Below are 13839 nucleotides of genomic sequence, written 5' to 3' on the forward strand. Positions count from 1 at the left end.
GACGGTTCGGCTGATCAGCGCTTGATCTGGGTCAGGATCGTCGCGTCGGTGATCGTGTGGTCGGCGGCGAGGAGGAACGCCTTGCTGAGGATGAGGGAGAGCCGCTCGTCCTCGAACGGGAGGTACAGCCTCCCCGGGCCCTTCCGGCCCCGGGCCTGCACGATGCACAGGTAGGAGCCGTCGTTGTCCATCAGGACGTTGGCCGAGCCGAGATGGATCCGGTAGGTGCGCAGCCGGCCGCGGACGACCAGGTAGCGGCCGTCGAGGGAGCAGCGGTCCGCGATCTTCGTGCGGGGCAGGACGCGCTCCAGCGCCGCCCGGCGGACCTCCGCGCTCGCCGTCAGGGCGCCGAACGTCGTCTCCCTCCAGTAGGCGGTGTACCGGTCCTCGCCGCGGTCGGCCCACTCGGGGTCGGCGGCGATGGAGGTGACGGCGACGAACAGGTCCACGTCCCGCATGGCCTCGCTGAACACGACCGGCGGGACGTCGGCGACGGGCGTCTCCCGCCAGCGCCGGCCGTCCTTGCGCTCGAACCGGACCTGATCGGTCGTGGCGTGCTCGGGTCCCCAGTCGGCGACGTCCACCGGTTCGTGGTAGAAGCACGCGCGCCACTCGCCGCCGAGTTCGCGGCGCGCCTCGCCGTTGTAGCCGCCGTCGTACCGGCCGAGGAAGTTCGCCTGCCAGCCGCGCTCCTTGAACAGCGCGTACAGCCGCCGGTAGCGGACGATGTGCGCGGCGAACCGGTTGGAGTAGGCGCTCGTCTCCTCCTCCGCGGGCGTGAGGAGGTAGATCTCGCGGAACGCCTGCTTGAACGGCTGCCGGATCTGCTCGTCCATCACGCGCTCCCGCCAGGCCCGGACGTCGTCCGCCGCCGCGCGGATGGGGTGCCAGAGCCGCACGCGCGCGGGGCCGCCGGTGCCCGTCATGGACGCGTGCCACGCGCCGTCCTCATCCTGGAACTCCCAGACTAGGACGCGGACGATCGCCCCGGTGACCGGATGGTCGCGGTAGTACTCGCACCATTCGTCATAGGGCCAGACGCGGTCTTCCGACATCAGCCCCTCGATGCGCGCCCGCTCGCTCGACAGCGTCCCCCGGACCTCCTTGGCGAGCGCCTTCAGCTCTTTCAGCTCGTCGGGGAAGCCGTCCTTGACCGCCGCCGGGGCCGTCTTGGAGGCGCGGCCGTCCGCTCCGGTGAAGGTGAGCCGGACGGTCGCGGCGTCCACGATCGAGACGCGGGCCGTGTGCTCGCCGAGCGTCCGCTCGACCGAGCCGTCCGGGCGCAGGCCGTGGGCCGGGACGGTGCGTTCGACCAGTTGCTCCGGCGTGATGCCCTGCCGCTCGGCGGCGGACCGCAGCGCGGTGTCGATCTGCTTGCGCAGCGCCCGGTTCCTGATCCTCGCGTGCAGGTCCCGCAGCGCCTCCAGCCCGCCGGGGTCGTCGATCGCGCCGAGGGCGTTGATCGCCGCGCCCGCGAGCTTGAGGTCCTCGGCGAGGTCGTGGCCGGGCGCTCCGGCGCGCAGGGCGAGCGCGGCGAGCGGCCGGGTCGCCCCGGGACCGCCGGTCAGCGCCGCCGCCCAGACGATGCCGCGCGCGACGTCGCCGTGGTCCTGGTGGACGAGGTACCGGTAGTGGTAGGTGTCGGGGACCCAGTCGGCGTGCGGGCCGTGCTCCGCCGAGTTCAGCGGTTCGCCCCCGACGAGCGCGCGCAGGCATCCGGCCACGGCGTCACGGGCGGCCGCCTCGTCCGCGAGGGCGGCGCACGCGCGCCGCCACTTCTGGGACGGGCGCGGCGCGGACAGGCTCGCCAGGTGCCGGACGAACCGGGCCCGCGCGACGGTCGGGGCCGTCGTCACGAGGTCGCGCAGCGGTGCGGCCCACGCGTCGCGCGCGGGCAGCAGGCCGACCGGGACGTGCGCCTCGTCCGCGGTTCCCAGCAGTTTCTGCAGGCGCCTGACGATCGGAGCGCGGTACCCGATCGCCACGTCGGCCCTCGCGAACCCGGCGTTGACGCGTTTCAGCCGGGCGGCGAGCGCGCGGACGCCGTCGGCGTCGAGCCTCTCCACAACGGCGAGCGCGACGCCGAGCGCATCGGCGAACATGTAGCCGTCTTCCGCGAAACGGCAGGCCCGCCGGAGCATCACGCCCGCCTCGCCCGGCGTCCAGCCGCCCGTCCCCGCTATGAGGTCCAGCAGCACCGGCCGATGGGGCCAGGAGCCCACGTACTCGGGGCCGCCGGCCAGCATGAGGGCGAGGACCGCGGCCCTGGCGTCGTCCTCCGGACGCCCTTCGAGCCACCGGCGGATCTCCGTGGCGGTCCGCGGCCGGCCGTCGAGGAGGTCGAGCAGCGGGCGGGCGCGGCCGAGGGCGGCCAGGCGGACGCCGTCCAGGCCGTCGTTCTCGCGTGCCTCGGCGGCGAGCGTGTCGTAGGACATGGCCGGGATGCTGGCAGGAGCGACCGACAAAAACCTGCGATTCCGGCATCTGTTCAGTGACCTCATGGTCACCTACGCTCGGGGAGAACCGTTACAGAATCACATTCGGGACGGGCCATGACGCACAGCGTGGTGATCATCGGAAGCGGTTTCGGCGGCATCGGGATGGCGATCCGGCTGCGGGAGGCCGGCGTCCACGACGTGGTGATCCTGGAGAAGGCCGGCGGGCTCGGCGGCACCTGGCGGGACAACACCTACCCGGGCGCGGCCTGCGACGTCCCCTCCCACCTGTACTCGTTCTCGTTCGAGCGCAAGACCGACTGGTCGCGCCGGTTCCCGCCGCAGCCGGAGATCCTGGAGTACCTCTGGCACTGCGCCCGCAAGTACCGCGTGCTGGACAAGATCCGGTTCCGCACCGAGGTCACCGAGGCGCGGTTCGACGAGGACGCGGCGCTGTGGCGGATCTCCACGACGTCCGGCACCCTGGACGCCCGGGTCCTGGTCTCGGCGTGCGGGCAGCTCAACCGGCCCGAGCTGCCGCCGATCGAGGGGCGCGACTCGTTCACCGGCCCCGCCTTCCACTCCTCGCGCTGGGACCACGGCGTCGACCTGCGCGGCAAGCGGGTCGCGGTGGTCGGGACGGGGGCGAGCGCGATCCAGATCGTCCCGGAGATCGCGGCGGAGGCGGCGGAACTGCGGCTGTTCCAGCGCTCCGCGCCGTACGTGATCGACAAGCCGGACAAGCCGTACCGGGCCTGGGAGCGCGCCGTCCTGCGGACGGTGCCGGGGCTGTACGAGCTGAGCCGCGCCCGGATCTACGCGCTGCTGGAGGCGCGGGCCCTCGGCTTCATCCGGTACCCGCAGCTGATGGGGCTCATGGAGCGCGCCTTCCGCCGGCATCTGGAGGAGCAGGTCGGCGACCCCGGGCTGCGCGCCGAGCTCGTCCCCGGCTACCGGATGGGCTGCAAGCGGATCCTGCTGTCCGGCGACTACTACCCGGCGCTGTCCATGCCGCACGTCGACCTCGTCACGGCCCCGATCGAGCGCGTCACGCCGTCCGGGATCGAGACGGCGGACCGCGCGTACGAGGTGGACGCCATCGTGTACGCGACCGGGTTCCGCTCCACCGAGTTCCTCTCCCCCATGAAGATCGTCGGGCGGGACGGGCGGGAGCTGAACGAGGCGTGGCGGGACGGCGCGCAGGCCCACCTCGGCATCACGGTCAGCGGCTTCCCGAACCTGTTCCTGCTCTACGGCCCGTACACCAACCTCGGCCACAACTCGATCATCTACATGCTGGAGTCGCAGATCCGCTACGTCCTCGGCTGCGTGGACGCGCTGCGCCGCGCCCGCCTCGACTGGATCGACGTCAGGCCGGACGTGCAGGACGCGTTCACCCGCGAGATGCAGGAGCGGATGCGCTCGACCGTGTGGCAGGAAGGCTGCCGGAGCTGGTACATGACCGCCGACGGCAAGGTCGTGAACAACTGGCCCGGCCACACCTTCGCCTACCGCAACGCGACCCGGCGGCCCGACCCGCGGCACTTCCGCGCGCGCCGGGCCTCCTCCCGGTAGAGCGGCGGCCTAGGCTCTGTGCCATGCCGACCGCCTTCATCACCGGCGCGACCGCGGGGATCGGTGCCGCCTTCGCCCGCCGCCTCGCCTCCGACGGGTTCGACCTGGTCCTGCTGGCCCGCGACGCGGAGCGCCTGGAGCGCACCGCCGCGGACCTGCGCGAGAAGTACGCCGTCCGCACCGAGGCATTGCCCGCCGACCTGTCCGCCGAGGACGGCCTCGCGGCGGCGGAGAAACGCGTCCGCGACGGCGTCGACCTCCTCGTCAACAACGCCGGCTTCGGCAACAAGGGCGTGTTCCTCGACGTCCCCGTGTCGGACGAGCTGACCATGCTCAAGGTGCACTGCGAGGCCGTGCTGCGGCTCACGCACGCCGTCCTGCCGGGGATGCTGGAGCGGGGCCGCGGCGGCGTCATCAACGTCTCCTCCGCCGCGGCGTTCGCGACGCGGGGCACCTACGGGGCGTCCAAGGCCTGGGTGGTGAGCTTCAGCCAGGGCGTCGCGGCCGACATCGGCGCGCGGTCGCGGGGCGGGGTCCGGGTGATGGCGCTGTGCCCCGGTTTCGTGCGCACCGAGTTCCACGACCGCGCCCAGATGGACATGTCGGACGTCCCGAAGTTCATGTGGCTGGACAAGGACGACGTCGTGAACGCCGCGCTGCGCGACCTGCGCCGCGGCGTCCAGGTCAGCGTCCCGAGCCCGCAGTACAAGGCCATCGTCGGCGTCGGCCGCCTCCTGCCCCGCGGCCTGGTGACGCGGCTGTCGTCCACTACCGGCCGTAAATACGACTGATCACTCGGTCAAGGGTCACGGTCTTGTCACGGGCGGGATGACAGGGCAGGGTGGCAGGGCCGGTTCGATGGCGCGCCGAACGGCCTCCACCCCAGCCCCCGTCCGCCGAGAGGTCTTTCCCGATGGGTCACGACCTGGGTCACGCCGCCCTCGCCCTGCTCGCCACCACCGTCTACTACATCGCCTTCCTCGTCTTCCGGATCTCCGCGCGCCGCATGGAGCCGCTGCGCGGCAGCCGCCCGTTCCGCGTCGCCCGCCTCATGCTGACGAACCCGGTCTGGCTGGGCGGCGGCCTGCTGCTGTTCCTCGGCCTCGGCCACGAGGTCGTGGCCTTCTCCGCGGTGCCCCTCGCCGTCGCGCAGCCGATCTTCGCCGTGAGCCTGGTGTTCCTCGTCGCGTTCGCCGTGCGCTTCCTCGGCGAGCGGCTCAGCGCCCGGGAGTGGGCGAGCGTCGCGCTGTTCGTCCTCGCGACGGTGCTGATCGGGCTGTCGGCCACCGAGGAGGGCGAGCCGCACGCGGACGCGACCCTCGCCGGGACGCTGGCCCGGCCGTGGACGATGATCGCCGTCTGCGCCCCCGCGGTGGTCGTCGCGGCGCTGGTGTGGCTGGTCGGCGACCGCCGCGCGGGCGGCCGGCACGCCCGCAAGCTCGCCGGCGTCGCCTACGGGATCGGCGCTGGGGCCTGCGCCGGGCTCGCCGAGGCCGGCATCCGCGGCATCTCGATCGTCTACCAGGAGACCGGGAGCGTCCGGACGGTCTTGGAGTCCCCCTACCCGTACCTGACGCTCGGCCTCGCCGCCATCGCGCTGGGGCAGCTGCAGATCGCGCTGCAGCGCTGCCGCGTCGCGATCGTCGCGGTGGTGCTGACCGTCATCGGACGGACGTACCTGATCGTCAGCAGCACCGTGCTGTTCGGCGAGCGGTGGCCGCAGGAGACCGAGCCGTTCGCGCTGCGGACGGGCGGCTTCGTGCTCGCGCTGGCCGCCCTGGTGCTGTTCCCCCGGTACGAGGAGCCGCACCCGGCGGCCGTGCCGCCTCCCCCGGGGAAGGGCGTGCGGGCCCTCCGCTGATCGTTTAGATTGCCGCAATGACCGTCACCCCCCGCCGGCTCGTCGGTGCGGCCCTGCTCGCCGCCGCGCTGCTGCTCCCGATGCTCGCCGCGCCTTCCGCGCACGCCGTCGTCGGCGGCACCCCGGCGCGCACCGCCGCGTACCCGTGGCTGGCCGCGGTCGGGTCGCCGATCTTCCTCGTCCGGCCGTCCGGGCAGTTCTGCGGCGGCGTGCTGATCGAGCCCGACAAGCTGCTCACCGCGGGGCACTGCGTGTCGATGTTCCGCTCCGTGCCGGGGGTCCTGACGGCCACCTTCGGACGGGACGACCTGGTCGGCGCCGACGGGGAGACGGTCGGGGTGACGTCCGTCCGCGTGCACCCCGAGTACCGGGAGACCTCGTTCAAGGGCGAGACCGTGGGCCACCACGATCTCGCCGTCCTCACGCTGGCGCGGCGCGTGGACCGTCCGGTCGCCGCCCTCGGCGCGCCCGGGAACGCCCGGACGGGACGGATCGCCGGCTGGGGCTTCACCTCCGAGAACGACCTGTTCAACACCCGTCTGCGCGAGGCCCGCGTGCCGCTCCCCGGCGACCGGGCGTGCGAGCGCGCCTACGGCGACGCGTTCGACCCGTCCGACATGCTGTGCGCCGGATCGGACACCGCCGACTCCTGCCAGTTCGACAGCGGCGGCCCGCTGGTCGCGCGCGGACGCGTCGTCGGGCTGGTCTCCTGGGGCTACGGCTGCGGCGAGCCCGGCTACCCCGGCGTCTACGCGCGGCTCGGCTCCCTGCCCTGACCGGCCCTTGCCCCGCCGCGCCCGGGGCCGGATGCTGGCCCCATGCGGGTGCTGGTGACGGGGGCGGCGGGATACATCGGGTACGCGGTGGGGCGGCGGCTGGTCGCGGCCGGGCACGACGTGGACGGGCTGGTGCGCCGGGCCGCCGGCGTGCCGGACGGGGTCCGGCCCGTCCACGGCGATCTCCTCGTCCCGGACGGGCTGCCGCGCGGCCCCTATGACGGGATCTGCCACCTCGCGGCGCTCACCCGCGTCCGCGAGTCGTTCGACGCGCCCCTGCGGTATTTCACCGCTAACGTCCAGGGGACCGTGAACCTGCTGGAGGCCGTGGACACGGACCGGGTCGTGCTCGGCTCGACCGCCGCCGTGTACGGGACCCCGGAGCGGCAGCCGATCCCCGAGAGCGAGCCCGCGGCTCCGGCCAGCCCGTACGGGGCCTCGAAGCTGGCCGCCGAGCAGGCCGTCCGGTTCCACGCCCGGACCGGCGCGATCGGCGCGGTCGTGCTGCGCACCTTCAACGTCGCCGGCTCGGTGGACGGGCGCGTCGACCCCGACGAGACCCGGCTGATCCCGAAGGCGCTCGCGGTGGCCGCCGGCCGCGCCCCGCACCTGGATGTCAACGGCGACGGGCTGGCGGTCCGCGAGTACCTGCACGTCGACGATCTCGCCGCCGCCTACGTGCGGGCGGTGGAGGCCGTCGCGCCGGGCGAGGACCGCGTCTACAACGTCGGCAGCGGCGCCGGGGCGGCCGTGCGCGAGGTCGTCGCCGCCGTCGAGGAGGTCACCGGGCGGCCGGTGCCCACCCGCCGCCGGCCCGCCCGGCCCGAGGCGCCGGTGCTGGTCTGCGACGCCACCGCGATCCGGGCCGGCCTCGGCTGGCGGCCGGACCGCTCCGCCCTGCCGGAGATCATCGCCGGTGCGTGGAACGCCCTGGTCCGCGCAGGCGGATAAACTCGCCCGCGTGTCCGAGCCGAAGTTCGAAGTCCAGATGCTGCACGACCGGGTCATGATCAAGACAGAGAAGGACAGCGGCGAGCGCCGCAGCACGGGCGGGATCGTCATCCCCGCGACGGTCGAGCAGGAGAACCGCCTCGTGTGGGGCGAGGTGTGCGGGGTCGGCCACCACGTCCGGATCGTCAAGCCCGGCGACCGCGTGCTGTTCCACCCCGGCGACCAGTACGAGGTGGAGATCCAGGGCGAGAATTACCTCATCATGCGCGAGCGCGACCTGCACGCGATCGCCAGCGAACGTCCCGAGCACGGCACCGGCCTGTACCTCTGACCGCGGCCGGGGCTCCGGCCCCGGCGCCCCCCGGATGAGCAGCGCGGATCCTGCGAGGTGCCAACGGGACGCCGCCCGGGTTGCTCACTTTTCACCTGTTCCCCCGGGTGCTCCTCAACTAGGCATGGTCGGCAGAACACGGTTCGACCCGAGGAGCCCCCCGCCATGTCCGAGCTCTCGCCCCTCGCCCGCCGCGCCTTCCTGACCAGAGCGGGCGCCGTCGCGGGCGGCGCCGTCCTGCTCGGGACGGCCGATCTCGCCCGCCCGCGCGCCGCCCGCGGCCTCGCCGCGCCGCGCGTCTACACGCGGGCGGAGTGGAGCGCCAGGCCGCCGTCGTCCACCGCGCAGATCATCGCCGCGCCCGACCACCTCGTCGTCCACCACATGGCCTTCCCGAACTCCACCGACTACTCCCTCGCCCACGCCTTCCAGCTGTCCCGCGACTGCCAGGACCTCCACATGGACACCAACGGGTGGGCCGACACGGGCCAGCAGCTCACCATCAGCCGCGGCGGCCACGTCATGGAAGGCCGCAACCGCTCGCTCGAAGCCGTCGGCCAGGGCGCCAACGTGATGGGCGCGCAGACCGCGAACCACAACGGCCACACCCTCGGCATCGAGAACGAGGGCACCTACATCACGGCGCTTCCCACGGCGGCCCTGTGGACGTCGCTCGTCCAGACGCTCGCCTGGCTGTGCGACGTCTACGGCCTCGACCCCCATGCCGCCATCGTGGGGCACCGCGACTACGTCGCCACCCAGTGCCCCGGCGACGCCCTCTACGCCGAGCTGCCCCGGCTGCGCAACGAGGTCGGCGCCGCGCTCGGCGCGGTGCTCACCACCGAGAGCCCGGCCCCGTTCGTCCGCAGCGGCCTGCCGGGTCCCCGCCGCCGCGGCGACCACGGCCCGGCCGTCGGCCCGGACGAGAGGGGCTGACCGGCGCGGCACGTCACGGGGCGGCCTCTCCGGCGAGGCCGCGGGCCCGGTCCGGGGTGAGCCGCCCGTCGGCGACGACGACGGTGATCGCCCGGTCCAGGCGCCCGGGGACGGTCAGCGGCTCCTCCCACGCCAGGGCGGGGCCGACGCCGGGGTACTGCGCGACCCGCACGAACCACGGGTCGAGCCCGGCGGTCTGGACGAACACCAGGGTCCAGGCGTCCGAGGCCAGCGCCAGCCACCGGGTGACGCTGCCGTGCACGGCCTCTTCGCCGGACGCCTCGCCGGTGAAGGCCTCCAGGCCGGCCGAGTCCTTGGGCGCCCGCCAGAAGAAGCCGCCGTAGCCCGCCCCGGTCCGGCCCTTGCACGCCGAGCTCTGCAGGACGAGCGGCCGCCCGGTCCGGCCGGTCAGCGTGAACGCGACGTCGAGCGCCCACGCGCCGGTCACGGGCCGCGCGGAGAGGGTCCGCTGCTCGGCGGCGAGAACGGTGCCGTCAGGGCCGACCCAGTCGAGGGTCTCCTCGTAGCCGCCGCCGGCCGGCCGGAGCGTGCGCCGCCGCTGCCGCCCGTGGTCGCGGAGCATCGCCGGCCCCTCGCCGCGGACGTAGGTGGAGCCGCCCCAGAAGTTCACCCCGTCGACGTCGGCGATCGCGATGCCGGCGCCGAAGTGGTGCACGTGGTCGTCCGGCTGGACCTCGGTGACGACCGTCCCGCCGAGGGTGCGGACCGGGTGCAGGTGGGGCCGCGGCGCGTCGGTGGCCTGCAGGTCCCCGCGCTGGACGTACGTGGCGACCTCCTGCCCGCCGACCCTCAGCACCGTCTCGGGCCACGGCTCGGACAGCGACCCGAGGCTGCCGGGGAAGCCCAGTTCGCCGAGGGTCGCCAGCTCCCGCGCCGCGCGGACCGCCAGGTCCTCGATGCCGGGCAGGACCAGCCGCGCGGGCTCGGTCCGGACGAACCGCCCCTCGACCGGCCGCGGGTCGGGGGCGAGCCGGATCGCGTCGAGCAGCCGGGTGAAGCCGCCCGTGCGCGCGAGCGGCACCAGGAGGCCGGTGCCCTCCCGGACGTGCGTGACGAGGTTTTCGAGCAGGTCGGCCCGGCCGAAGCCGGTCCTGACCCCGTCCATCTCGATCTCGTCGACGGTGTAGAACAGCCGGGCCGACCGGGTCGCGCCGTGGAGGTGGAGGTAGGGCTCGGTGCGCCGGTCCGCGCACAGCGAGACGGTGACGGCGACGACCACGCCGCCGGCCAGCCGGATCCGGGCGCTGGAGGTGTCGTCGGACTCGATCGCGTTGGCGCGGTGGAGCTCCAGCTCGATGCCGGCGACCGAGTCCATCGTGTCCGCCCCGGCGACGGCCAGCGCGGAGGCGACCGCGTGGGCGAAGGGGTTCGTGAGGGCGCCGTCCATGACGTCGACGCCGTCCAGCCTCCGGCGGCCCGCCCAGGCCGAGCGGGTGTAGTAGCCGAACGGCCGCGTCCACGCCCCGGCCACCCCGATGCCGCGGAGCGGCTCGCCGAGCACGTCCCGGGCGGCCCGGACCGCCTCCGAGCCGAGCGACTGGAAGCCGACCTGGCAGGCGAGCCCCGTCTCGGCCACCGCGGCGGAGATCTCCTCGAACTCCGCGGCCGACGGCGCGGGCGGCTTCTCCAGCAGCACGTGCGCGCCGGCCCGGAGCGCGGCCACCGCCAGCGGGGCATGGGTGTGGATCGGCGTGGCGATCACCGCGATCTCGGCGCCGGTCTCCCGGATCAGCGCGGGGAGGTCCGCCGAGACCGGCACGCCGAGCCCCGCCGGCGGCCGGAGGTCGCACACCCCCGCCGGCTCGGCCCGGCCCGCCGCGGCCAGGCGCCGGACGTTCTCCAGATGGTGGCGCCCGTAGCCGTTGACCCCGGCGACGACCACCCGCACCGGCCTCACCGCGGCCCCCGCGCCCATCGCGTCGGCGCGCCCGTCGCCCGAAGCTCGGCGCCGGCGATCTCCACCGGGGACGGCTCGGCGAGCAGCCCGAGGCCGGTGAGCGAGGCGTCCTCCACCAGCTCCACCATCGCCGGATGGTGCAGGGCGAGGGCCAGCTGCCCCGAGAGCTCGGTGAGCAGGTGCGGGTAGACCGGCACGTCGAAGACGCGGGCGATCTCGGCGATGCGCAGGAACGGGGTGACGCCGCCGACCCGCACGAGGTTCGGCTGGACCACGTCGCAGGCACCGGACGCCAGCAGGTCGCGGAAGCCGTGCGCGGTGGCGACGTTCTCGCCGACCGCGACCGGCGTGCCGACGCTCCGGCGCAGCTCCGCGTGGGCGGCGAGGTCGTCGGCCGGCAGCGGCTCCTCGATCCAGAACAGGTCGAACGGCTCCAGCGCCCGCAGCGCGGTCCGGGCCCGGTGCAGGTCCCACCGCTGGTTCGCGTCGACCATCAGCGCCACCTCGGGACCGATGACCTCGCGGACGGCGGCGACGCGCTCGACGTCCTCGGCGAGCGCGGGCCGGCCGACCTTGATCTTGACGGCGGGGTGCCCGGCGTCCGCCCACCGCGCGGCCTGGGCGGTCAGCTCGTCGAGCGTGTAGTGGAGGTTCACGCCGCTGCCGTACACCGGGACGCTCTCGCGCCTCGCCCCGAGGACCTCCACCAGGGAGCGCCCGCCGCACTCCAGGTCCCACAGCGCGAGATCCACCCCGGCCATCGCGATCGGGACGATGCCGGACCGGCCCGCCTCCGCGAGATGGGCCGACAGCCTGTCCCACACGACGCCGGGGTGCGCCGGAAGCCCGATCACGGCGTCGCGGACGTCGTGCTCCAGCAGCGCCCTGACCGCGTGCGCCCCGATCTGGGGCGTCCAGCAGATCCCGGTTCCCGTCCGCCCGTCGTCCAGCGTGAGCGCGACGAACAGGACGTGGTTGCAGGGCACGTCCGGGCCCCACGGCCGGGCCAGGGGCACCGACCGCGCCTCGACCGACACGTCTTTGATCATGGGGAGGCCCTTCAGGCGAGTTCGGTGCGCCAGCTGCGCTTGGCGGTCCAGCCGAGCAGCCGCCCGGCCTTGGCGGAGGAGAAGGCGGGGGCGGTGCCGGTGAGCGAGGCGGCGAGTTCCCGGGCCTGCGGGACGAAGCGGGGCAGCAGCTCCGCCAGCGGTTCGCGCGCCAGCGCGTCACCGGCCCCGGCGAGGAACACCTCGCCGTCGCGCTCCAGCTCCGGCAGCCGGGCGAGGAGCGCGCCGACGAACTCGCCGGCGTCCCGGGCGTCGATGTAGTTGAACAGCGAGGTGGCGCCGATCTCGGGCCGGTCGAGCCGCTCGCGGAGCGTGTGCCCCGACTGGGTCGGCGCGCCCTCCCACTCCTCGGGTGCGACGACGAAGCACGGCCGGAACGCGGCCGTCCTCGTGCCGCCGCCCGCGCGGGCGAACGTCCGCACGGTCTCCTCGGCGACGACCTTCGAGAGGCCGTAGGCGTTCCAGGGCAGGGTCGGGTGCTCCTCGTCCAGCGGCAGGTAGGACGGGGTCCAGCCGGGCGCGCCGTAGCCCAGCACGGTCGGGCTGCTGGCGACGACCAGCTTCGGCACGTCGAACGCCACCGCCGCCGCGCAGACGTTGAAGGCGAGCTGGGTGTTCACCCGGAACGTCGTGGCGTCCGTCCGGCCGAACGGGACGGCGATGGCGGCGAGGTGCACGACCGCGCCGGGCCGGAAGCGGGCGACCACCGAGTAGGCCTCGCCGGGATCGGTGAGGTCGGCCGGTAGGGTGTCGGCGGCGTCCCGGGGGGTGCCGGGAGCGGGGTCGACGCCGATCACCTCGTGCCCGGCGGCGGCCAGCATGGCGACGACGCTGCGGCCGAGCCGCCCCGCGCTTCCGGTGACGAGCACTCTGCTCACGCGCGAACTCCTCAGCTTGCTGCAATCAGTTGCAGTAAAACAATCGGCCCGCCGGTGGTGTTCGTCAAGCAAACTTGCTCGACCAGCTAAAACACCACTTGCAGTGCTCTATGTCTTGCAAACGGTTGCGTTAGCATGCCTGCCATGGCAGTGACTATCCGGGACGTCGCGTCCGCGTCCGGCGTCCACGTCTCGACGGTCTCGCGGACCTTCTCCGCGCCGCACATGGTGAACGCCGAGACGCGGACGCGGGTCCTCGGCGTGGCGGAGCGGCTCGGCTACCGGCCCAACCGGGCGGCCCGGTCGCTCACCACGGGCCGGACCGGCAACCTCGGGCTGATCGTGGCCGACCTCGCGAACCCGTTCTTCCCCCCGCTGATCAAGGCCGCCCAGGCCACCGCCCGCGGCCAGGACTACCACCTGTTCGTCGCCGACACCGACGAGGACCCGGCCGAGGAGCAGGACCTCGTCATGGCCTTCTCCAAGCAGGTCGACGGCATCGTGCTGTGCAGCCCCCGGCTGTCGAACAAGGCGCTCGGCAAGCTCGCCGAGACGATCCCGTTCGTCCTGGTCAACCGGCGGATGCGCGGGGTGCCGACGGTCGTCATGGACGTCGCCAGCGGCGCCCGCGCCGCGATGGGGCACCTCGCCGGGCTCGGCCACCGCCGGGTGGCACTCGCGGCCGGGCCCGCCGGCTCCTGGACCAGCGGCGAGCTGCGCCGGGCCGTCACCGGCGCGCCCGGCCTGGAGACGCTCGTCATCGGCCCGAACGCGCCGACCGAGGAGGGCGGGCTCGCCGTCGCGGCGCAGGTGGCCGAGGCGGGGGTGACCGGCGTTCTGGCCTACAACGACCTCGTCGCGATCGGCCTCGTCGCCGGCCTGGAGGAGCGGGGCGTCGCGGTGCCCGGCGACGTCAGCGTGATCGGCATCGACGACAGCATCACCGGGCGCATGCACCGGCCCAAGCTCACCACGGTCGCGATGCCCACGGCCGACGCCGGGCGGCTGGCCGTCGACCTGCTCATCAAGCCGATGAGCGCGGCCACCGTCCTGGAGACCCACCTGGTGGTCCGCGAGTCCACCGCTCCCCCGGCAGGATCCCCATGAGAGC

The 13839-nt window shown here is 74.2% G+C and carries 12 protein-coding genes; 8 read left to right on the forward strand and 4 right to left on the reverse strand.

The window, feature by feature from the left end:
- Positions 1–14: 14 nt before the first annotated feature.
- On the reverse strand, positions 15–2435 hold the full coding sequence (locus tag K8Z49_RS11860) for a DUF4132 domain-containing protein (RefSeq protein WP_412518739.1): 2421 nt from the start codon (positions 2433–2435) through the stop codon (positions 15–17).
- Between the two features lie 117 nt (positions 2436–2552).
- Between K8Z49_RS11860 and K8Z49_RS11865 the strand changes: the two genes are divergently transcribed.
- From K8Z49_RS11865 to K8Z49_RS11895, 7 genes are all read left to right on the forward strand, one after another.
- A complete protein-coding gene (locus K8Z49_RS11865; protein WP_412518741.1) occupies positions 2553–4010 on the forward strand; it encodes a flavin-containing monooxygenase in 1458 nt (485 codons plus the stop codon).
- Positions 4011–4033: 23 nt separating this feature from the next.
- Entirely contained in the window at positions 4034–4801 is a 768-nt protein-coding gene (locus tag K8Z49_RS11870) for an SDR family NAD(P)-dependent oxidoreductase (protein ID WP_021599076.1), read from the forward strand.
- Positions 4802–4923: 122 nt separating this feature from the next.
- Positions 4924–5871: a DMT family transporter gene (locus tag K8Z49_RS11875; RefSeq protein WP_021599077.1), complete on the forward strand. Its 948-nt coding sequence runs from the start codon at positions 4924–4926 to the stop codon at positions 5869–5871.
- 17 nt (positions 5872–5888) lie between these two features.
- Positions 5889–6647 (forward strand): serine protease, encoded by a 759-nt coding sequence (locus K8Z49_RS11880; protein WP_412518744.1) that lies wholly within the window; start codon positions 5889–5891, stop codon positions 6645–6647.
- A 42-nt stretch (positions 6648–6689) separates the two neighbouring features.
- Positions 6690–7598 carry an NAD-dependent epimerase/dehydratase family protein gene (locus K8Z49_RS11885; protein WP_075020400.1) on the forward strand — a complete coding sequence of 303 codons (909 nt, stop codon included), beginning with the start codon at positions 6690–6692 and terminating at the stop codon, positions 7596–7598.
- Between the two features lie 10 nt (positions 7599–7608).
- Complete coding sequence (locus tag K8Z49_RS11890; RefSeq protein WP_021597288.1) at positions 7609–7929, forward strand: GroES family chaperonin; 321 nt, start codon at positions 7609–7611, stop codon at positions 7927–7929.
- 165 nt (positions 7930–8094) lie between these two features.
- Positions 8095–8865, forward strand: a complete 771-nt coding sequence (locus K8Z49_RS11895; protein ID WP_021597289.1) for a peptidoglycan recognition protein family protein — start codon at positions 8095–8097, stop codon at positions 8863–8865.
- A gap of 13 nt (positions 8866–8878) precedes the next feature.
- On the opposite strand, the gene K8Z49_RS11900 is transcribed toward K8Z49_RS11895, so the two are convergent.
- From K8Z49_RS11900 to K8Z49_RS11910, 3 genes are read right to left on the reverse strand one after another with little or no spacing between them, the layout of a single operon-like run.
- Complete coding sequence (locus K8Z49_RS11900; protein WP_412518746.1) at positions 8879–10774, reverse strand: DUF6807 family protein; 1896 nt, start codon at positions 10772–10774, stop codon at positions 8879–8881.
- 5 nt (positions 10775–10779) lie between these two features.
- Entirely contained in the window at positions 10780–11832 is a 1053-nt protein-coding gene (locus tag K8Z49_RS11905; RefSeq protein ID WP_075020397.1) for a mandelate racemase/muconate lactonizing enzyme family protein, read from the reverse strand.
- Positions 11833–11843: 11 nt separating this feature from the next.
- Positions 11844–12728 carry an NAD-dependent epimerase/dehydratase family protein gene (locus K8Z49_RS11910; protein ID WP_024936330.1) on the reverse strand — a complete coding sequence of 295 codons (885 nt, stop codon included), beginning with the start codon at positions 12726–12728 and terminating at the stop codon, positions 11844–11846.
- A 144-nt stretch (positions 12729–12872) separates the two neighbouring features.
- On the opposite strand from K8Z49_RS11910, the gene K8Z49_RS11915 reads away from it, so the two are divergent.
- Positions 12873–13835 (forward strand): LacI family DNA-binding transcriptional regulator, encoded by a 963-nt coding sequence (locus K8Z49_RS11915; RefSeq protein WP_075020396.1) that lies wholly within the window; start codon positions 12873–12875, stop codon positions 13833–13835.
- The last annotated feature ends 4 nt before the right edge of the window (positions 13836–13839 follow it).

It is taken from the genome of Actinomadura madurae (assembly GCF_047130825.1).
GTDB lineage: Bacteria > Actinomycetota > Actinomycetes > Streptosporangiales > Streptosporangiaceae > Spirillospora > Spirillospora madurae.

Excerpts from the sequence above, each read along its gene's own strand:
- K8Z49_RS11895 (WP_021597289.1), top strand. The coding sequence starts at position 8,095 with ATGTCCGAGCTCTCGCCCCTCGCCCGCCGCGCCTTCCTGACCAGAGCG.
- K8Z49_RS11905 (WP_075020397.1), bottom strand. The coding sequence starts at position 11,832 with ATGATCAAAGACGTGTCGGTCGAGGCGCGGTCGGTGCCCCTGGCCCGG.
- K8Z49_RS11915 (WP_075020396.1), top strand. The coding sequence starts at position 12,873 with ATGGCAGTGACTATCCGGGACGTCGCGTCCGCGTCCGGCGTCCACGTC.
- K8Z49_RS11870 (WP_021599076.1), top strand. The coding sequence starts at position 4,034 with ATGCCGACCGCCTTCATCACCGGCGCGACCGCGGGGATCGGTGCCGCC.
- K8Z49_RS11885 (WP_075020400.1), top strand. The coding sequence starts at position 6,690 with ATGCGGGTGCTGGTGACGGGGGCGGCGGGATACATCGGGTACGCGGTG.
- K8Z49_RS11865 (WP_412518741.1), top strand. The coding sequence starts at position 2,553 with ATGACGCACAGCGTGGTGATCATCGGAAGCGGTTTCGGCGGCATCGGG.
- K8Z49_RS11875 (WP_021599077.1), top strand. The coding sequence starts at position 4,924 with ATGGGTCACGACCTGGGTCACGCCGCCCTCGCCCTGCTCGCCACCACC.
- K8Z49_RS11880 (WP_412518744.1), top strand. The coding sequence starts at position 5,889 with ATGACCGTCACCCCCCGCCGGCTCGTCGGTGCGGCCCTGCTCGCCGCC.
- K8Z49_RS11860 (WP_412518739.1), bottom strand. The coding sequence starts at position 2,435 with ATGTCCTACGACACGCTCGCCGCCGAGGCACGCGAGAACGACGGCCTG.